The organism is Rudaea cellulosilytica DSM 22992 (assembly GCF_000378125.1).
GTDB classification, from domain to species: Bacteria; Pseudomonadota; Gammaproteobacteria; order Xanthomonadales; family Rhodanobacteraceae; genus Rudaea; species Rudaea cellulosilytica.
The window spans coordinates 984758-1004667 of record NZ_KB899242.1 but is presented as its reverse complement, the minus strand read 5'-3'; the positions used below and the strand labels follow the sequence as shown (position 1 = coordinate 1004667).

Genomic DNA, 19910 nt, shown 5'->3' with positions numbered 1-19910 from the left:
TAATGTCGACAGCCACCCCCGACCGCGAAGCGCTGTATGCGCGCGCGTTGGCAAAATCCTGGTTCTATCCGCTGGCGTTGCCGGACGGACGCACGTTGACGAGCACGCATGACGGCCGCGTCGATGCGATCCACCACACGCGCGCGCGCATGCTCGATAAATTCCTCGCCGACAGGTTCGCCGGCGATCGCGGCGCGCTGAGCGCGATCGATCTGGCCTGCCACCAGGGCTGGTTTTCGTTGCAGCTCGCGCGCGCGGGTTTCGGTCAGGTCACCTCGGTCGATGCGCGCGACGAGCATGTCGAAGACGCCGCGTTGCTCGCGAGCATCTACGAACTGGACGCGATCAAGACGCGCCAGCGCGACGTGTTCGCGCTGAAGCCCGAGACCGACGGGGTGCACGATCTCGTGCTGATGTTCGGCCTGCTCTATCACCTCGAGAATCCGATCGGTGCGCTGCGCGTCGCGCGCGCGCTCGCGCGACGCGCCTGCGTGATCGAGACCCAGGTCGTGCCGCACATGTCCGGCATGGTCGATTGGGGCTCGTACGAATACGTGCGTCCGCTCAAGGGCTGCTTCGGCATCATCGACGAGGTCGACGAAACGCATGCGCCGGAAGCCAGCGTCACCGGCGTCTGCCTCGCGCCGAGCACCGAGGGATTGCTGTGGTTGCTGCGTGCAGTCGGCTTCCGCGAAGCCTATGTGCTGCCCGTGCCGGCGGATGGCTACGAGCAGCTGCGTCACGGCAAGCGCGTGATGGTCGCGGCGCTGGTGTAGAACCTGTCTCAAAACTACTGCGCTCGACCCGATTCAAACCAAAATCGGGCGCGCCGGCGGCGCTCGGACTGCGGAGGCAGGATGCCGAAGCGAACAGCGAAGCTGGCCCGCAGGGCATGCCGCAGGAGCGGCATGTAATCCTCATTTACCGTCTGTAAACTCCGGTTCCTGCGCTCCGGCGACGCACGAACTGTCTTCGCTCGCTACGTTTTGAGATAGGTTCTAGTTTTCTGTCGCCGGCTAAGTCAGCCCGAGCTGCAGCGCCTGCGCATGCAGCGCCGGCGTGCCGGCGAGCACGCTCGTCGTCGCCAGCGACAACGCATGTCCACCGAGATCGGTGAACGTGCCGCCCGCTTCGCGCACGATCACGGCGAGCGCGGCGATGTCGAGGATATTGACGTCGGATTCGATGACCAGATCGAGGCTGCCGCGCGCGAGCAGGTGATAGTGGTAGAAATCGCCGTAGCCGCGCGTGCGACCGCAGCGCTGGACCAGTCCCGCGAGCGCGTTCCAACCGGGGCCGCGCGAAAGCGTCTTCACGTTGCCGAACGAGATCGCGGTCTGCGCATCGAATGCGTTCGTCGCCGCGACCCGGATCGGCTTGCCGCCGAGGAGCGCACCTCCACCCTTGCGCGCCCAGGCGAGTTCGCCAAATTCGGATGCGCTCGACACGCCGAGCACGAGTTCGCCGCGATGCATCAGCGCGATCTGGGTCGAGAACATCGGATAGCCGCGTACGAAGCTGCGCGTGCCGTCGATCGGGTCGATCAGCCACAGAAAATCGCCGTCACCCTCGCGGCCTTCCTCTTCGCCGTAGTAGGCGTGCTCGGGGAACGCCGCGCGCAGCACGTGCTTGATCGCCGCTTCGGCTTCGCGGTCGGCGATCGTCACCGGAGTCTGGTCGGATTTGATTTCGACCTCGGTACCGGCGCGCCAATGCCGCGCGATCACTTCCGCGGCGGCTTGCGCGGCCTGCCTGGCGACATCGAGCGCGGAATCGAGGAAGGCAGGAGTCGGCATGAACTGCAAGTCTTGTGTGGCGAGGGGAGGGCGCAGATCATAACAAAATGACTTCCGTACCTCCGTCCGATCCGTCCCTCCGCTCGCTCAAGGCCGACTGGACCGCGCGCGACCTCGCCGTGCTCTGGCACCCATGCACGCAGATGCGCGACCACGCCGACCTCGACGGCGCGCGCGTGCCGCTGACCCCGATCGCGCGCGGCGAAGGCGCATGGCTGATCGACCACGACGGCAAGCGCTATCTCGACGCGGTTTCCTCGTGGTGGACGAATCTGTTCGGCCACGCCAATCCGCGTATAGCTGCGGCGATCAAGGATCAGCTCGACAAGCTCGAGCATGTGATCTTCGCCGGGTTCAGCCACGAGCCGGGCATCCTGCTCGCCGAAGAATTGCTCCGCGTCGCGCCGAACCCCGGCTCTGTTTCGCAGGGCGAGAAAGATCGACACCTCGCACGCGTGTTCTACGGCGACAACGGTTCGAGCGCGATCGAAATCGCGCTGAAGATGAGTTTCCACTACTGGCGCAACCTGGGTCGCGACGGCAAGACGCGCTTCATCGCGCTGAGCGGCGGCTATCACGGCGAGACGCTCGGCGCTTTGACCGTCACCGACGTGCCGCTGTACCGCGCGACCTATGCGCCGCTGCTCGGCGAGCCGATCTTCGTCGCCTCGCCCGACTGCCACGAGCGCGAAGCGGGCGAGGATTGGCAAACGCATTCGTTGCGCAAGCTCGCCGACATGCGCGCGGCGCTCGAACACCACGCACACGAGGTCAGTGCGGTGATCGTCGAGCCGCTCGTGCAGTGCGCCGGCGGCATGCGCATGTATCACCCGGCTTATCTCACCGGCCTGCGTCGGCTCTGCGACGAGTTCGACGTGCACCTGATCGCCGACGAGATCGCGGTCGGCTTCGGCCGCACCGGCACGCTGTTCGCCTGCGAGCAGGCAAATATCACGCCCGACTTCCTCTGCCTGTCGAAGGGCATCACCGGCGGCTTCCTGCCGTTTTCCGCGGTGCTGACGACGGCGCGCGTCTATGACGCGTTCTACGCCGAGTACACGGCCGGCAAGGCGTTCCTGCATTCGCACAGCTACACCGGCAATGCGCTCGCCTGCCGCGCGGCCCTGGAGACGCTCGCGATCTTCCGCGACGAGCCCGTCATCGAACGCAACGGCGTGCTCGCGCAACGCCTGCGCGAGCGGCTCGCACCACTCGCCGATCATCCGCACGTCGCCGAGGTACGCCAGACCGGCATGATCGCCGCGGTCGAACTCGTGCGCGACAAGACGACGCGCACACCGTTTCCTGCCGCCGAGCGCCGCGGCCTGCGCGCATATCGGCATGCGCTGCCACTGGGCGTGCTGCTGCGTCCGCTCGGCGACGTGATCTATTTCATGCCGCCGTACGTGATCGCTCCGGACGAGATCGATTTCATGGTCGAGGTGGCTGTCAAAAGCATCGACGCGGCGACAACTCCATAACCGTCGAACGTCGCGGCCGCATGAATACGTATGCGGGCAACGGTCTGCCACGATCGCACGGACAATAGAATCGCCGCGTATCGACAATGACGGGGACGGCGATGATTCGCAGCAGCGCGTTTATGCAAGCAAAGCGCCGGGGTGTGCGTCTGGCGTTCCCGCTCGCCTGTGCGATCAGTGCTGCGGCGGCGCCTGCCGCATCGGGTTCGCATGCGACGCAGGCGCTTGCGGCGCTGCGCGCACGCCTGCCCGAGGACGAGATCATCTACCTCGTCATGCCGGACCGGTTCAGCAACGGCGATCGCCGCAACGATCGCGGCGGCGTGTCCGGTAACCGATCGAAAACCGGATTCGATCCGCGCGACAAGGCGTTCTATCACGGCGGCGACATCAAGGGCGTCCTCGACAAGCTCGACTACATCCAAGGCTTGGGCGCGACTGCGATTTGGCTGACGCCAGTGTTGCGCAACAAGGCCGTGCAGAGCCTCGACGGAAACGAATCGGCCGGATACCACGGCTACTGGGGACTCGACTTCACCGACGTCGATCCGCATCTTGGCACGAAGGCCGACTACAAGGCCTTCGTCGACGCTGCGCATGCGCGTGGGATGAAGGTGTACTTCGATCTCGTCGTGAACCATACCGCCGACGTCATCAAATATCGCGAATGCGCAGGTACGGCATGCACCTATCGTTCGCGCGCGGATTTCCCGTACGTGCGCAGCGCGGCTTCCGGCGAGGCGATTAACCCGGGCTTCCTCGGCGACGAGGCACCCCGTCTCGACGCGCAGAACTTCGCCCGCCTGACCCGCGCGGACTACGCCTATACGCCCTACGTGCCCGAGGCGGAGAAGCACGCGAAGAAGCCCGACTGGCTCAACGATCCGATCTACTACCACAACCGCGGCGAGTCGACGTTCGCAGGCGAAAGCTCGCAGTTCGGCGACTTCTTCGGTCTCGACGACGTGTTCACCGAGAACCCGCGCGTCGTGCAGGGTTTCATCGACATCTACGGCCAGTGGATCGACGACTTCGGCCTCGACGGGTTCCGCATCGACACCGCGCGCCACGTGAACCCCGAGTTCTGGCAGGTGTTCGTACCGGCGATGCTGGTCCGGGCGAAGGCGAAGGGCATCGCCAACTTCCATATCTTCGGCGAAGTCATGGAGTTCTCGCCGGCGATGCTCGCGCGCCACACGCGCGTCGACGGCCTGCCCGGGGTGAACGACTTCGCGCTGCAGGGCGCATTGGTCGACGCGATCGCCAAGGACGGTCCGACCGATCGCATCGCCGAAGTGTTCGCCGCCGATGTGCTCTACGAAGGCGGCGAGAGCAACGCTGCGCGCCTGGCGACGCTGACCGGAAATCACGACGTCAAGCGTTTCGCCCATGCCGTGCGCGAGGCGCGGCCGGATGCGCCGTCCGACGAAGTCCTGCGCCGCGTGCGTCTCGCGCACGCCGTCATCCTGTTCGCGCGCGGCGTTCCGGTTCTTTACTATGGCGACGAGCAGGGTTTTACCGGCGCCGGACACAGCGACCAGGATTCGCGCGAGGACATGTTCGCAAGCCAAGTGCCGAGCTTCCGCGCCGCGGAGCGGCTGAGTCCGGTTTCCAGTGTGGAGTCCGATCACTTCGACACGACCCATCCGTTGTATCGGGACATCGCCGAGATGGTCCGCATCCGCCGCCGGGAAGAAGCGCTGCGGCGCGGACGCCAGATCACGCGCCTTTCGGGCGACAAGCCGGGGCTGCTCGCTATCTCGCGGATTTCGGCGGCAGGCGACGAAGTGCTCGCCGTGTTCAACACAAGCGCGACTGCGATATCGGCACGCATATCCGTTGGGCCGACGTCCGTTCGATGGACGGCACTGCACGGCGCCTGCGCTCCGCGCAGCGTGGCAACCGGCAGCTACGCGGTCGAAGTGCCGGCACTCGATTTCGTCGCCTGCAAAGCGGCTGGGAGCGATTCGCAAGGGAAATAATGCGGCGCGAGAGGCGCGACTCGCCGTTCGCCTATCCCGCGTCCGTTGCTCTTTCATTACAATCTGGCGATGCGCATTCCACGAATTTATACCGACCAGCCACTGCGCGCCGGCATCGAAGTGCTGCTGCCGGAACAGGCTGGCGAGCACGTCGCGCGCGTGCTGCGCATGGAGCGCGGGCATCCGCTGATCCTGTTCAACGGCGACGGCTGCGAATACGACGCGGCACTGGGGCAGCTTGCCAAGCGTGCGGTGACGGCCGAGGTCAGGCAGGCGCGCGAGGTCAATCGCGAATCGACCCTCGACATCACGCTCGCGCAGGGCGTCGCGCGCGGCGAGAAGATGGATTGGATTCTGCAGAAGGCGACCGAGCTCGGTGTCGCGCGCATCGTGCCGCTGGTCACCGAGCGCACTGAGGTCAAACTCGACGAGGAGCGCGCCGAGCGCCGTGTCGCGCACTGGCGCAGCGTCGTTGCCGGCGCCTGCGAGCAGAGCGGACGCACGCGCCTGCCCGAGATCGTCGCGCCGTTGCGTCTCGACCGCTGGCTCGGCGATCTCGGCGACGGTGCCGCGCTGCGCCTGGCGCTGCTGCCGGAAGGCGATGCGGGTTTGCGCCAGTTTGCGGACATGGAAAACGGCGTCGTCCTCTGTGTCGGCCCCGAGGGCGGCTTCTCCGACAACGACGTCGCTCAGCTGCACCACGCCCGGTTCCACGGCCTGCGCCTCGGCCCGCGCATCCTGCGCACCGAGACGGCCGGCATCGCCGCGGTTGCGGCACTGCAGGCATTTTTCGGCGACTTCTGAGGCCCGCAGGAAAAGTTCGCCACGGATGGGGTTGGATCAAGGAACGATCGACGCGGATGAGGTGCCCTGCGAATGCCCATTGCGCTTAGATCTCCTGGTTCTCCTGGATTTCTTGCAAATGGGCTAGCGTTCCTCTATACAGGGCCCGCTCATTGCGTCAAGGCAGGGGATAGTGCCTTCAGTCTCTTGCTGCACCTGGGGCAGAGGTGCGGCCGGCAAGGTTTGTCTTTGACCAAGGCGGACGGCATGAACATTGTCAGGCTCTCGACAGCGGTCTTTCTGCTCGCGTTCGGCTTGCTTTTTGCCAATTCGGCGTCGGCACAAGCCCCCTCGATCACCACTAACCCAAGCAGCCAGTCGGTTTCGGCCGGCAGTACCGCGACGTTCACCGCGGCGGCCAACGGCAATCCGACGCCGACCGTGCAGTGGCAGCAGAGCACCGACGGTGGTGCGACGTTCCAGAACGTTGCCGGGGCGACGAGCACGACGCTGTCGTTCACAACGTTGGCATCTCAGAACGGTAATCAGTATCGCGCCGTTTTCACCAACACCGTCGGCAGTGCCACGACGACAGCAGCAACGTTGACGGTGACGCAAGGACCGGTGATCACGCAGAACCCAGTTGACCAGACGGTCAACGCTGGGCAGACGGCGACGTTCACTGCCGCAGCGACCGGCACGCCGACACCGACCGTGCAATGGCAGTTCAGCACCGACGGCGGCGCGACATTCCAGAACGTCGCCGGCGCGACGACCACGACCTTGACCGTGCCGAACGTGGCGGCCGGCCAGAACGGCACGAAGTTCCGTACGGTATTCACCAACACCTCGGGCAGCGCGACGACCACGGCGGCGACGCTGACGGTGAACTTCGCACCGACGGTCACGACCAATCCGGTCAGCCAGTCGGTTTCGGCCGGAAGCACCGCCACGTTCACCGCCGCGGCCAACGGCAATCCGACGCCGACCGTGCAGTGGCAGCAGAGCACCGATGGCGGCGCGACGTTCCAGAACATCGCCGGTGCGACGAGCACGACGCTATCGTTCACGACGCTGGCCTCGCAGAACGGCAATCAGTATCGCGCGGTGTTCACTAACACGGTTGGCAGCGCGACCACCACGGCTGCGACCTTGACGGTAACAGCCGGACCTGTGATCACGCAGAACCCGACCGACCAGACGGTCAACGCCGGGCAGACGGCGACGTTCACCGCGGCGGCATCGGGCACGCCGATGCCGACCGTGCAATGGCAGTTCAGCACCGACGGCGGCGCGACGTTCCAGAACGTCGCCGGGGCGACGACCACGACCTTGACCGTGCCGAACGTGGCCACTGGCCAGAACGGCACGAAGTTCCGTGCCGTGTTCACCAACACCTCGGGCAGCGCGACGACCACGGCGGCGACGCTGACGGTGAACTTCGCACCGACGGTCACGACCAACCCAAGCAGCCAGTCGGTCTCGGCCGGCGGCGCCGCGACGTTCACCGCCGCGGCCAACGGCAATCCGACGCCGACCGTGCAGTGGCAGCAGAGCACCGATGGCGGTGCGACATTCGCCAACATCGCCGGTGCGACATCGACGACGCTGTCGTTCACAACCTTGGCCTCGCAGAACGGCAACCAGTATCGCGCCGTGTTCACCAACACGATCGGCAGCGCCACGACCACCGCTGCGACATTGACGGTAACGAGCAGCGGCACGGCACAGACGATCACGTTCGGGGCGGCGCCGAGTGTCGTTGTCGGCGGCACCGGCAGCGTCACCGCATCGACTAGCGCAACGCCGAGTGCCAGCTATCCGATCACCTTCTCCACCGTGTCGACCGCTTGTTCGGTCGGCGCGACGTCCGGAGTCGTCACGGGCATCCATGCCGGCACGAACAACTGCACGATCACCGCGAGCCAGGCGGGTGACGCGACCTATGCGCCTGCCTCCGCGAATCAGACCTTGAGCATTGCCATGGCGAGCCAGACGATCACTGCCTTCATGGCGACGCCGGCCAGTCCCGTGTTCTCGGTCGGCGGTACGTTCACGGTTTCCGCAAACGGCGGCGTCTCCGGCAATGCGGTCGTGTTCACGATCGCCGCGAGCAGCAGCGGTATCTGCAGTGCGGGCGATACGAATGGCGCGACCGTCACGATGCTGAGCGGTGGCACCTGCACCGTGCTCGCCGATCAGGCCGGCAATCCTGACTATTCTGCCGCGACACAGGCGACGCTTGCGGTGACGATCGCGCAAGCGTCGAGCAGCATGACTCTCACCGCGACGCCCAATCCGGCCACGCAAGGCGCTCCGGTGACGTTCTCGGCCACGGTCAATGCGGCAACGCCTGCTACCGTTGCAGTGACGCATGATTCCGGTATTCAGTCGACGCTCGAATCCAAGGTAATTATCGCTGCGACCGGTAATGTTTCCTTCGCCGATGGAAGCACGCTGCTGGCCACGGTTTCACTTGCGGGAGGCGCTGCGAGCTACACGACGGCAACGTTGTCGCTAGGCACGCACACGATCACCGCCACATACGCGGGCGACGCGGATACCGCGCCGGCGACAAGCTCGATCACTCTCGCCGTCAATGTTGCGCCGGCACCGCCGGTTGCTGCACCGGCGTCGTCGTCCTGGATGCTCGCCGCGCTCGCAGGATTGATCGCGCTGATCGGTGCGATGCTGCTGCGCCCGCGCTCGCAGGCGTAGGCGTCACTTTCGGGCCGCGCGCAGCACCCGGTTTGCATTGGACGCCTTGGCGGCTGCGCGCGTTAGAATAAGGTCATGCGCATCCCGCCCATCATCCACGCCCGTCGCAGCGTCGACGGCAGCCGCTTCCTCAAGGTCGAGCAGCTCGACCTCGAATTTTCCAACGGCGAACGCCGCACCTACGAGAAGCTCAGGAGTTCCGGGCTCGGTGCGGTCATCGTCGTGCCGATGCTCGACGACGACACGGTGCTGCTCGTGCGCGAATACGGTGCGGGGATCGAGCGCTACGAACTCGGCCTGACCAAGGGTCGCCTCGACCAGGACGAAACGGTTGAGCAGGGCGCGGATCGCGAACTGAAGGAAGAGATCGGCTACGGCGCGCGCGAAATGCACATCCTCGGCACGCTGTCGCTGTCGCCCTCGTACATGAGCGCAATGACTCACGTCGTCCTCGCGCGCGACCTGTATCCCGAGCGCCTCGTCGGCGACGAGCCTGAGGAACTCGAAGTCGTGCCGTGGAAACTGTCCGAGCTGCACACACTGCTCACCCATCCTGAAGTCAGCGAGGGTCGTTCGATCGCCGCGCTGTTCATGGCGCGCGAGTATCTCGCCGGCCGCTACCAACCCCGAGTGTGACAATGAATCATGCCGACTTGGCGCGCGAATGCGCCGCGATTGCGCGCACCGCCGGTGCCGCGATCATGCGCATCTACGACGCCGACTACACGATCGCGCGCAAGGACGATGCCTCGCCGCTGACCGCGGCCGATCTTGCCGCGCACCATGCGATTGTCGACGGCCTCGCGGAACTGACACCGCAGATTCCGGTGCTATCCGAGGAATCCGCCGAACAGGCGGCGTGGAGCGAGCGTCGCGGCTGGGCGCGCTATTGGCTGGTCGATCCGCTCGACGGCACGCGCGAGTTCATCAAGCACAACGGCGAATTCACGGTGAACATCGCCTTGATCGAGGATGGCGCGCCGACGCTCGGTGTGGTCTACGCGCCCGCGCTCGATGAGATGTACCTGGCCTGGCAAGGCGGGCATGCATATGCTCAAACGCCGCAGCATGGAATCGTTGCAATCTCCACGCGTGCGCGTATGACCCCGCTCATCGTCGCTGGCAGCCGCTCGCATGCGGATCCGCGCATGCTTACCGCGCTGGACAAGCTCGGCACGCACGAGCTGATTTCTCTCGGCTCCTCGCTCAAGTTCTGTCGCACCGCGCAAGGCGAGGCCGATCTGTACGTCCGTTACGGCTTGACCAGCGAGTGGGACACGGCCGCCGGGCAATGCGTGCTCGAGCAGGCCGGCGGCGGCGTGACCCGGCTCGACGGTTCGCGGTTGACCTACAACACGAAGGAATCGCTGCTCAATCCCGATTTCCTCGCCTTCGGCGACAAGGCAGTCGACTGGGCGGCGCTGCTGCGCGACGGAAGCGCCGACGAATGAGTCATACCATCGAAGATCTCCTGCGCATCATGGCCACGCTGCGCGATCCCGTGCGCGGCTGCCCGTGGGACGTGAAGCAGGACTTCGCCACAATTGCGCCGTACACGATCGAAGAGGCGTACGAGGTTGCCGACGCGATCGACCGTAAGGACTATGCCGACCTGCGCGACGAACTCGGCGATCTGCTGTTGCAGGTCGTGTTCCACTCGCGCATGGCCGAGGAGGCCGGGCATTTCGCCTTCACCGACGTGGTCGATGCGATCTGCGCGAAGATGCTGCGCCGACATCCGCACGTGTTCCCCGACGCCGCCGGCAAGCTGCTCAGCGTCGAGGACGCCGACGCGCAAACCGCAGCATGGGAGGAATTGAAGCGCCGCGAACGCCAGGACAAGGGCGATGCGGACACGAGCGTGCTCGCCGGTGTTTCACGCGGATTGCCCGAATGGCAGCGTGCTTACAAGCTGCAGAAGCGCGCATCGACGATCGGTTTCGATTGGTCCGACCCGGGGCCGGTGCTCGACAAGCTTGAGGAAGAAATCGCCGAGGTGCGCAGCGAACTCGTTGCCGCGGCGGAAATCGATGCGCACGACGTCGCGGCGAAGGCGGCCAATCGCGCGCGCTTGGAAGACGAGATCGGCGACGTGCTGTTCGTCGCGGTCAATCTCGCGCGCCTGGCCAAGGTCGATTACTCGCAGGCGCTGCGCGCGGCGAATGCGAAATTCGAGCGCCGCTTCCGCCGCATGGAGGCGTTGGCCCAAGCCGAAAACACACAGCTCGACGGCAAATCGCTGACCGTGCAGGACGCGTACTGGGAACGCGCCAAAGCCGAAGACAAAGCAGGCCTGCTCTGACGGACGTGGCTCGTCGCGCCCGCAGCGCACATCAACGATTGGTCAGCTGGATCTCGATGCGCCGGTTCTTCGCGTAGGCGGCTTCGCTGTCCTTGGGATCAAGCGGCTGGAACTGGCCGAAACCGTTCGCGGAGAGATGCCGCGGCTGGATACCTTGGACGGCGAGCTGCTTGACGATCGCGGTGGCGCGCGCAGTCGAGAGTTCCCAATTCGAGGGGAACTGGTCGGTATGGATCGGGCGCTTGTCGGTGTGGCCGTCGATGCGCAGCACCCAGTCGAGGCTGGACGGAATTTCGGCGGCGACTTCATTGAGCGTCTTCGCCAGCTTGGCCATCGACGCCTGCGCATCAGGCGAAAGCTCGGCCGAGCCCGTATCGAACAGAATATCGGTGGGCACGACGAAGCGGTCACCGACGACCTGGATATCGGGCCGATTGCCGAGCGCCTCGCGCAGCTTGCCGAAGAATTCCGAACGGTACTTCTCGAGCTGGTTGACCTTGTTTGCGAGCGCGATGTTCAGCTCCTTGCCGAGCTCGGCGATCTTCACGTCCTTGTCCTTGACGTTCTTGTTGGCGATCTCGAGCGCGGCCGTAATCTGCTTGAGTTGGTCCTGCACTGCGGCGAGCTGGCGGTTGAGCAGTTCGACTTGCGCGGCGGACTTGGCATTGAGGTCGGTCGCGGCGACGAGGTCCTTCTTCGACGTGTCGAGCTGCGCGGCCATCTGCGCGACCTGCTGTTCGAGCTGGGTCTTCAGCTCGGTCAGCGCGGCGATATCGGCGCTCAGTTTGGCCGCTTCCGCATGCGCCGCATCGAGCGCGGTGTTGGATTGGCCGAGCGAGGCCGACAATTCGTTGACCTTGGTATCGAGCTTGGCCTTCGCGTCTTGCGCGAGCGACAGTGTCTGTGCAAGTTGCGCGATCTGCGCATTGAGATCGGCCAGGGCCTTGTTCTTGCCGACCAGGGTCTGCGACAGCACGAACTGGCCGACCGCGAACAGCAGCAGGACGAAGACCATCACGAGGATGAGGCTCGTCAACGCATCGACGAACCCCGGCCAGATGTCGAGGCCGCGGCGGCGGCGCGCGAGCGAGTTCATCGCTCAGACCCCGTTGCGCTTGCCGTCGACCGCGGCGGCGATCGTGCGCGAGAGCAGGCGGAATTCGCTGCGCAGGTCATCGGTCAGGCGCGCGCCCTGGTTCGGCGCGGCGGCGAGCGTCTTCAGCACGTTCTTCAGTTCTTCCTGGGTCTCGCTCATGCCGCGCATCTCGCGCGATTCGCGGCTGAGCAGGTCGGTCAGGCGCGCGAGCTGGGTATTGAGTTCGCCGAGCTGTTCGGACGAATTGCGCCGCTCGCGCTCGGACTCGATCAGCGCGCGCTGCATGCGTTCGAGACCGTCGGCCGTCTGTTCGAGCAGCGCCTGCACGTAGGCCGGCACATTTGCATCGCCATCGCCCTGCAACGCGCCGGACGACAGTCGCGTCTGTCCCGACAGCCATTCCTCGAGTTCATTGTAGAAACGGTTCTGTGCGTGGCCCGCCTGCAGGTCGAGAAAGCCGAGCACGAGCGAGGAAGCGAGACCGAACAGCGAGGTCGAGAAACTCGTCGACATGCCCGACAGCGGTTCCTTCAGATGTTCCTTGAGGTCGTTGAACATCGCTGCCGGATCGGTGCCGACGCCGAGCGAACCGATGATGTCGGCGACCGAGCGGATCGTGACGAGCAGGCCCCAGAACGTGCCGAGCAGGCCGAGAAAAATGGCGAGGCCGACGAGGTAACGCGACAGGTCGCGCGATTCCTCAAGACGCAGATAGATTGAATCGAGCAGCGAGCGCAGGCTGGTCGCCGACAGTGAAAACTTCGAGCGTTCGCGCCCGGACAGCATGCGCGCCATCGGCGCGAGCAGCTTCGGCGGGGTGAGCGGTCGGTTCGGATCGGAACGCTTGAACGTCTCGATCCACTCGACCTCGCGCGAAAGCTGCAGCACCTGGCGTAGGTTCCAGGCGATGCCGAACAGCAACACGAGCAGGATCACCCCGTTGAAGAACGGATTCGCCTGGAAATTCGCGAGCAGCTTCGGCGCGAGTATGCCGGCCAGTGCGGCGACCGCAACAAGAAATCCCCCCATCCAGACGAGCACTTGGGTCGGTTTGGTCATGCAGAGTACTCCAGGCCTGTTCGTTGGATGCGTCGGGGCTCTGACAGGTTGCAGCAGAAATGGTTCCGCCGTTGCACCCGCCTCTCAGTGGGAGAAGGGAAGCTACAGCGGCGTCAGATTCGCATAGGCCAGAACGAGCCATTTCGCTCCGGCATCTTCGAAATTGACCTGCACGCGCGCGTGCGCGCCCGAGCCTTCGGCGTCCATGACCACGCCTTCGCCGAAGCTGGCATGGCGCACGCGCTGGCCGAGTTTCAATTGGGTGACTTCGAGCGCGTCGGCGGCATAGTGGTTCGACGACAGCGGTCGCGAGACCTGCACGCGCGGGCGCACCTCGTGCAGCAGTTCGCGCGGCAGCTCGTGCAGAAAGCGCGAAGGGCGGTTGTAGCTTTCCATGCCGTGCAGCCGGCGCGATTCGGCATAGGACAGCATCAGCGATTCGCGCGCGCGCGTGATGCCGACGTAGGCCAGGCGGCGCTCCTCCTCGAGCCGGCCCGGTTCGTCGAGCGAGCGTTGGCTCGGGAACAGGCCATCTTCAAGACCGACGAGGAACACGATCGGGAATTCGAGCCCCTTGGCCGAATGCAGCGTCATCAACTGCACGCAGTCTTCCCAGGCCTCGCCCTGCGATTCGCCGGCTTCGAGCGCAGCGTGGGCGAGAAACGCGGCGAGTTCGCTCAGGCCGGCATCGAAATCCTCGGGCGTTCGCTCGAAGCGGCTGGCGACATTGACCAGTTCGTCGAGGTTTTCCACGCGCGACTCGGCGCTGCCGCGCGCATCGGCTTCGTAGAAATCGCGCAAACCGGATTTCTGGATCGCGATGTCGATCTGTTCGGCGAGCGCCATCGCGGACTCGTCGATGCCGGCGCAATCCTTGGCCAACGCCTCGATCAGATCGACGAAGCCGCGCAGCGCGTTCTTCGCGCGCCCGGCCAGGTCGCCGGTGATGAACTCGGCGAGCACCGCGTCCCAGAGCGAGCTCGAATCGCGGCGCGCGCGCTGGCGCAGCGTATCGAGCGTGCGTTCGCCGATCCCGCGCGGCGGCGTGTTGACTGTGCGCTCGAACGCAGCGTCGTCGTGGCGGTTGGCGACGAGGCGCAGGTAGGCGAGCGCGTCCTTGATCTCGGCGCGGTCGAAAAAGCGCAAACCGCCGTAGACGCGGTAGCGGATGTCATGCTGGATCAGCTGCTCTTCGAAATTGCGCGATTGCGCGTTCGAGCGGTACAGAATCGCGCAGTCGCGCGCGTTGCCGCCCTGGCGCATGTGTTCGCGGATCGCCTCGATGACGTAACGCGCCTCGTCCTGTTCGTTGTACGCGGCATACAGCGAGATCGGTTGGCCGGCCTCGCCCGCGGTCCATAGCTGCTTGCCGAGGCGTTGCGGATTGTTCGCGATAATTGCGTTCGCGGCCTTGAGGATCGTACCGGTTGAACGGTAGTTCTGTTCGAGGCGGATCGTCTTCGCGCTCGGAAAATCGCGCAGGAAATGCTGCACGTTCTCCACGCGTGCGCCGCGCCAGCCGTAGATCGCCTGATCGTCGTCGCCGACGACGAATACTTGCCCGGTATCGCCGGCAAGTACGCGGATCCAGGCATATTGCAGCGTGTTCGTGTCCTGGAATTCGTCGATCAGAAGATGCCGCCAGCGTTCGCGGTAATGCGCAAGCAGGCGGTCGTCGGTGAGGAACAATTCGTGCGAGCGCAGCAGCAGTTCGGCGAAGTCGACGAGGCCCGAGCGCTGGCACTGTTCCTCGTAGGCCTTGTAGATGTCGACCAGCGTGCGCGTGAGCGGGTTGCCCTCGCGCTCGAACGCCGCCGGCCGCTTGCCCTCGTCCTTGGCCGTGTTGATGAACCAAGCGGCCTGGCGCGGCGGGAAACGCGACTCGTCGAGGCCGAGCGCGGCGATCGTGCGCTTGATCAGGCGTTGCTGGTCGTCGCTATCGAGGATCTGGAACGTTTCCGGCAGCTTCGCCTCGCGCCAATGTTGGCGCAGCAGGCGATGGGCGATGCCGTGGAACGTACCGACCGTGAGCCCGCGCGTATTGATCAGCGACGAGCTCTCGAGCAGCGTCTGCGCACGCGTGCGCATCTCGCCGGCGGCCTTGTTCGTGAACGTGACCGCCAGTATCGACCACGGTGAGGCGCGCTCGACTTCGAGCAGCCAGCCGATGCGATGGGTGAGCACGCGCGTCTTGCCCGAGCCGGCACCGGCGAGTACAAGGTAGTGACCGGGCGGCGCGCTGACCGCTTCGCGCTGGGCCGGGTTGAGATCGTCGAGCAGGTACGAAACATCCATTGCTCGAATTGTAATGGCGCGGGCACCATCCGGGTCAGCTCTTCGTCGAATCGAAGATGGGCGAGATGCCGTGCTGCGTAGCCTGATATTTTCCGTATTCCTGTCGATGCTGTTGCCGCCGGCGTTCGCCGCAGCACGAGAAGGGCCGCAGTACCGCGCAGCCTTCGACGCGGCATCGCAGAGCATGCGCGTTCGCCTCTGTCTGAGCGAGGCGCACGCGCAGGTAAGCTTCGCCGCGGATTCGGCATGGGCGAAGCGCTTCGTCGCCGAAGTCACGCGCAGCGATGCGCATCCGCTTGCGCAGGACGAAGACGGCTGGAACGCACGCGACTGGTGCGCCGGCGAGTGCCTGACCTGGCGCGCCGACCTGGCCGCGATCGCGGCGCAGGACAAGCCGGATGTCGGCTGGCGCATGGGCGACGACATCGTCGTCGCGCCGCAGCTGTGGCTGTTGCGCGCCGACGTGCAGGACGATGATGCACGCATCCAGGTGGAGCTGCCCGAGGGTTGGTCGCTGTCGGCGCCATGGCAGGAAAGCTTTCCGGCATCGTCGAAAGCGGCGAAAGTCGAAAAACAACCGTCCACGACTGCACTTTTCAAAGACTTTGTCATTCCGAACACGCCGGCGACTTGGTCGGCGTCGATCGCGCTCGGCCATTTCAAGGAAAAGCGAATCGAGCTGCCGGGCGGCGTACTGCGTTTGTCGATCCTCGCCGGCGTCGATGCGACGCAACGCGTCAAGCTCGAGCACTGGTTCGATCGCGTCGCGCATGCCGTGCTTGGCGCCTACGGTCGCCTGCCGTTGGCCGACGTGCAAGTGCTGATGCTGCCTGTCGGAGCGCGCGCGCGCGGGCAGGCGGTCGTGTTCGGCCAGTCCGTGCGCGGGCAGGGCAATGCGCTGCAGCTGCTGATCGATCCGAGCCGGCCCGAGGCCGAGTTCGGCGACGATTGGATGGCCGTGCACGAGTTGAGTCACCTCATGCACCCTTATCTCGGCGATCGCGGGTCGTGGCTGGCGGAGGGCCTCGCCACGTATTACCAGAACGTGTTGCGCGCGCGCGGCGGGTTGCTTACGACAGCGCAGGGTTGGGATCGTCTCGCCGAAGGCTTCAAGCGCGGCGCGGCGGCGCGCGGCGACGGCACGCTGGAACAGACTGCGGCAAACATGCATCGCTCGCACGCGTTCCAGCGCGTGTACTGGGCTGGCGCGGCGTTCTGGCTCACGGTCGATCGCGATTTGCGCCGCGAAAGTGGTGGCAAGGTCGGCCTCGATACTGCGCTGTCGCGCTTCCGCGACTGCTGTCTGCCGGCCTATCACGCGTGGCGGCCGGAGGATTTCGTCGCGCGACTCGATGCGCTGGCCGGCACGACGCTGATTGCCGCGCGCTATCGCGAGTTCGCCGCGATGCGCGGCTTTCCCGACTGGAATGCGCTGTATGCGGATCTCGGCGTGCGCGAAACCGGTGACCGACTGAATTTCGACGACGCGGCGCGCGACGCAGCGATACGCGAGGCGATCATGCGGCCGAAGTGATCGGCACCGATCGCTGCGATCAACCTGCCTGAGGTTCCATGCGAATGCGCATCGACAGGTCGATCGCGCGCACATGCTTGGTCAGCGAGCCGACCGAAATGAAATCGACGCCGGTTTCGGCGATCGAACGTACGCGCTCGAGCGTCACGCTGCCGGACACTTCGATCGACACGCGCCCGGCCACATGGGCGACCGCGCGGCGCATGTCATCGGGCGAGAATTCGTCGAGCATGATGCGGTCGACCTTGGCCGCGAGCGCCTGCTCGAGCTCGTCGAAATTTTCCACTTCGACCTCGAGCAGCAGGCTCGGATGGGCTGCACGTGCCGCCGCCACTGCGGCCGCAAGCGAGCCCGCCGCGGCGATGTGGTTTTCCTTGATCAGGATCGCATCGAACAGGCCGATGCGATGGTTCGTCGCGCCGCCGCAGCGCACCGCATATTTCTGCGCGTAGCGCAGGCCGGGCAGGGTCTTGCGCGTGTCGAGGATGCGCGTGCGCGTGCCGCGCACGGCGTCGGCGAATTGCGCTGCGACGGTCGCGGTTGCCGACAAGGTTTGCAGAAAGTTCAACGCCGAGCGCTCCGCGCCGACCAGCGCGCGCGCGTTGCCGCGCAGGGTGCACAGCGTCGAATTCGCAGCGACGCGATCGCCGTCACGTGCCTGCCATTCGATAACGAGGTTCGCATCACGTGCACGGAAGCAGGCGTCGAACCAGGCCGTGCCGCAGAGCACGGCGTGCTCGCGCGTGATGACGGTAGCGCTGGCCATGGCGGTGGCGGGCAACAGGTCGGCGGTCGCGTCGCCGCTGCCGAAATCCTCGCTCAGCGCGCGCGCAACGTCTTGCGCGACTACGGCAGCGTCCGGCGGAAGCAGGTCGTTCATCGGCTCAGGCGGGAAAATCGTGCAGCTGCGTCGTGCCTATGCCCTCGTCGGCGAGCATCACCGGAATGTCGTCGTCGATGCGGTAGATCACCTTGCCGTCGGTCGTGATCAAGCCGGCCTTGAGAGCCGCGGCCACGTTCGTGCCAGCCACAGTTTTCACGCCGTCCTGGGCGATCTCGCGGTTGAGCGCGTCGAGCTGGGAACGGCTGAGCAGCTTGACCGGCGTCTTGGTGACCGGATCGCAGAGGATGTCCAGTAGACGTTTGTCCATGCGCTGAGGATGCGTGAATGCGGAAGTGCCCGTAGAATATCGTTTTTGCTCCGGCCCCGCCATGAACACAGACACTGCGGCAGCGCGCATCGGCATCGTCATGGGTTCGCGCTCGGACTGGGAAACGATGACTCATGCCGCCGAGATGCTGGCCAAGCTCGGCGTTGCGCACGAGGTGCAAGTCGTTTCCGCGCACCGCACGCCCGATCTGTTGTTCGATTACGCGCACAAGGCGGCCTCGCGCGGCCTCAAGGCGATCATCGCCGGTGCCGGTGGCGCCGCGCATCTTCCCGGCATGCTCGCGGCGAAGACCGCGCTGCCCGTGCTCGGCGTGCCGGTGCAGTCGCATGCGCTCAACGGCATGGATTCGCTGCTGTCGATCGTGCAGATGCCAGCCGGGATCCCGGTAGCCACGTTCGCGATCGGCAAGGCCGGTGCGACGAATGCGGCGCTGTTCGCCGCGAGCCTGCTCGCTCTCGAAGATTCGACGGTCGCCAAAGCGTTGCGCGAATTCCGTGCCGCGCAGACGCAAGCGGTGCTCGACAAGCCCGATCCGCGCGCATGAAAACCATTGGCATCCTCGGCGGCGGGCAGCTAGCCCGCATGATCGCCCTCGCTGGTGCGCCGCTCGGCGTGCGCTTTCTCGTCGTCGACAACGTTGCCGATGCGTGCGCGGGACAGGTCGCGCCGCAGATCACCGCCGACTGGCGTGACTTTGCAGCCTTGCAAGACTTCGCCAAGCGCATCGACGTGGCCACGTTCGATTTCGAGAACGTGCCGGCCGACACGGCGCATTGGCTCGCCGAACACGTCGCCGTGTTCCCGAATCCGCGCGCGCTCGCGACGACGCAGGATCGCCTGGTCGAAAAGACCTTGTTCCGCGAACTCGGCCTGGCCACGCCGGCGTTCGCCGCGGTCGACAGCCGCGACGATCTCGAACGCGCGCTCGGCACGATCGGCACTCCGGCCGTATTGAAGACGCGCCGACTCGGCTACGACGGCAAGGGCCAGTTTCGCATCAAGTCGCCGGCCGATATCGACGCGGCCTGGGCTGCACTCGGCGGCGCCGCGCTGATCCTCGAAGCCTGGGTTCCCTTTGAGCGCGAAGTTTCGCTGGTCGCCGTGCGCGGCCGCGACGGCGCATTTTCCACTTATCCACTTGTGCAAAACTGGCATGAGGACGGCATTCTCTCGGCGACGCTCGCACCGGCACCGGAGTCCGACACGTTGATCGAACCGGCTGCACGCCACGCGCGCGCGATCGCCGAGCATCTCGACTACGTCGGCACGTTCGCGCTGGAACTGTTCGTCAAGGACGGCCAGCTGCTCGGCAACGAGATGGCGCCACGCGTGCACAACTCGGGGCATTGGACGATCGAGGGCGCGCCGTGCAGCCAGTTCGAGAACCACGTGCGCGCCGTGCTCGGCCTGCCGCTCGGCGACACCTCGGTGCTCGGCACCGCGGTCATGCTCAACTTCATCGGCGAGCTGCCTGATGCGCTGCCCGTGCTTGCCGAGCCGCGTGCGCATTGGCACGACTACGGCAAGTCGCCACGCGCAGGGCGCAAGGTAGGCCACGCGACGTTGTGCGCGAACACGAAGGCGGAGATGCGGGAACGCCTCGCGCGTGTTGCACGCGCCCTGGGACGCGAAGAGCAGGTCGTGCAAGTACTCAAGGCGCTCTGAGTGGTATCCCTAGCGTCCGATACCGAT

General features: G+C 65.5%; 17 protein-coding genes. 11 read left to right on the top strand and 6 right to left on the bottom strand.

Features of this window, described 5'->3' with window-relative positions; translation table 11 throughout:
* The first annotated feature begins 2 nt into the window (after positions 1-2).
* Positions 3-776 (top strand): class I SAM-dependent methyltransferase, encoded by a 774-nt coding sequence (locus tag F455_RS0114150; RefSeq protein ID WP_018973964.1) that lies wholly within the window; start codon positions 3-5, stop codon positions 774-776.
* A 240-nt stretch (positions 777-1016) separates the two neighbouring features.
* Here F455_RS0114150 and F455_RS0114145 read toward each other — a convergent pair whose 3' ends face one another.
* Positions 1017-1796, bottom strand: a complete 780-nt coding sequence (locus F455_RS0114145; RefSeq protein ID WP_026293383.1) for an inositol monophosphatase family protein — start codon at positions 1794-1796, stop codon at positions 1017-1019.
* Between the two features lie 47 nt (positions 1797-1843).
* Here F455_RS0114145 and bioA point away from each other — a divergent pair, with 47 nt between their 5' ends.
* The 7 genes from bioA (at position 1844) to mazG (ending at position 11062) form a co-directional block, all read left to right on the top strand.
* Positions 1844-3277, top strand: a complete 1434-nt coding sequence (gene bioA / locus F455_RS0114140) for an adenosylmethionine--8-amino-7-oxononanoate transaminase (RefSeq protein WP_020684089.1) — start codon at positions 1844-1846, stop codon at positions 3275-3277.
* A gap of 122 nt (positions 3278-3399) precedes the next feature.
* Positions 3400-5259 carry an alpha-amylase family glycosyl hydrolase gene (locus tag F455_RS0114135; RefSeq protein ID WP_051084214.1) on the top strand — a complete coding sequence of 620 codons (1860 nt, stop codon included), beginning with the start codon at positions 3400-3402 and terminating at the stop codon, positions 5257-5259.
* Positions 5260-5328: 69 nt separating this feature from the next.
* Complete coding sequence (locus tag F455_RS0114130; protein ID WP_018973959.1) at positions 5329-6063, top strand: 16S rRNA (uracil(1498)-N(3))-methyltransferase; 735 nt, start codon at positions 5329-5331, stop codon at positions 6061-6063.
* Positions 6064-6309: 246 nt separating this feature from the next.
* Complete coding sequence (locus F455_RS0114125) at positions 6310-8760, top strand: beta strand repeat-containing protein (RefSeq protein WP_169337356.1); 2451 nt, start codon at positions 6310-6312, stop codon at positions 8758-8760.
* Between the two features lie 75 nt (positions 8761-8835).
* Positions 8836-9396, top strand: coding sequence for an ADP compounds hydrolase NudE (gene nudE, locus F455_RS0114120; RefSeq protein ID WP_018973957.1), 561 nt, complete (start codon positions 8836-8838; stop codon positions 9394-9396).
* Between the two features lie 2 nt (positions 9397-9398).
* Positions 9399-10211: a 3'(2'),5'-bisphosphate nucleotidase CysQ gene (gene cysQ / locus F455_RS0114115; RefSeq protein WP_018973956.1), complete on the top strand. Its 813-nt coding sequence runs from the start codon at positions 9399-9401 to the stop codon at positions 10209-10211.
* Positions 10208-11062, top strand: coding sequence for a nucleoside triphosphate pyrophosphohydrolase (gene mazG, locus F455_RS0114110; RefSeq protein ID WP_018973955.1), 855 nt, complete (start codon positions 10208-10210; stop codon positions 11060-11062). The genes cysQ and mazG overlap by 4 nt, the downstream gene beginning before the upstream one ends.
* A 31-nt stretch (positions 11063-11093) precedes the next feature.
* Here the strand turns inward: mazG and F455_RS0114105 are convergent, their stop codons facing one another.
* From F455_RS0114105 to uvrD, 3 genes are all read right to left on the bottom strand, one after another.
* Complete coding sequence (locus F455_RS0114105; RefSeq protein ID WP_018973954.1) at positions 11094-12158, bottom strand: peptidoglycan -binding protein; 1065 nt, start codon at positions 12156-12158, stop codon at positions 11094-11096.
* Positions 12159-12161: 3 nt separating this feature from the next.
* The gene (locus F455_RS0114100; RefSeq protein ID WP_018973953.1) at positions 12162-13217 is read right to left on the bottom strand and encodes a hypothetical protein; all 1056 of its coding nucleotides are present in this window, start codon (positions 13215-13217) and stop codon (positions 12162-12164) included.
* Positions 13218-13319: 102 nt separating this feature from the next.
* Positions 13320-15512 (bottom strand): DNA helicase II, encoded by a 2193-nt coding sequence (gene uvrD / locus F455_RS0114095; RefSeq protein ID WP_018973952.1) that lies wholly within the window; start codon positions 15510-15512, stop codon positions 13320-13322.
* Positions 15513-15582: 70 nt separating this feature from the next.
* On the opposite strand from uvrD, the gene F455_RS0114090 reads away from it, so the two are divergent.
* Positions 15583-17046, top strand: a complete 1464-nt coding sequence (locus tag F455_RS0114090) for a M61 family metallopeptidase (RefSeq protein WP_018973951.1) — start codon at positions 15583-15585, stop codon at positions 17044-17046.
* A 19-nt stretch (positions 17047-17065) separates the two neighbouring features.
* On the opposite strand, the gene nadC is transcribed toward F455_RS0114090, so the two are convergent.
* On the bottom strand, positions 17066-17926 hold the full coding sequence (gene nadC, locus F455_RS0114085; protein ID WP_018973950.1) for a carboxylating nicotinate-nucleotide diphosphorylase: 861 nt from the start codon (positions 17924-17926) through the stop codon (positions 17066-17068).
* Positions 17927-17930: 4 nt separating this feature from the next.
* Positions 17931-18197 (bottom strand): Trm112 family protein, encoded by a 267-nt coding sequence (locus tag F455_RS0114080; RefSeq protein ID WP_018973949.1) that lies wholly within the window; start codon positions 18195-18197, stop codon positions 17931-17933.
* Between the two features lie 61 nt (positions 18198-18258).
* Between F455_RS0114080 and purE the strand changes: the two genes are divergently transcribed.
* Together purE and F455_RS0114070 are read left to right on the top strand one after the other, a co-directional pair.
* Positions 18259-18762 carry a 5-(carboxyamino)imidazole ribonucleotide mutase gene (purE, locus tag F455_RS0114075; protein ID WP_018973948.1) on the top strand — a complete coding sequence of 168 codons (504 nt, stop codon included), beginning with the start codon at positions 18259-18261 and terminating at the stop codon, positions 18760-18762.
* Positions 18759-19883, top strand: a complete 1125-nt coding sequence (locus F455_RS0114070) for a 5-(carboxyamino)imidazole ribonucleotide synthase (protein WP_033409830.1) — start codon at positions 18759-18761, stop codon at positions 19881-19883. Before purE ends, F455_RS0114070 begins: the two co-directional genes overlap by 4 nt.
* The last annotated feature ends 27 nt before the right edge of the window (positions 19884-19910 follow it).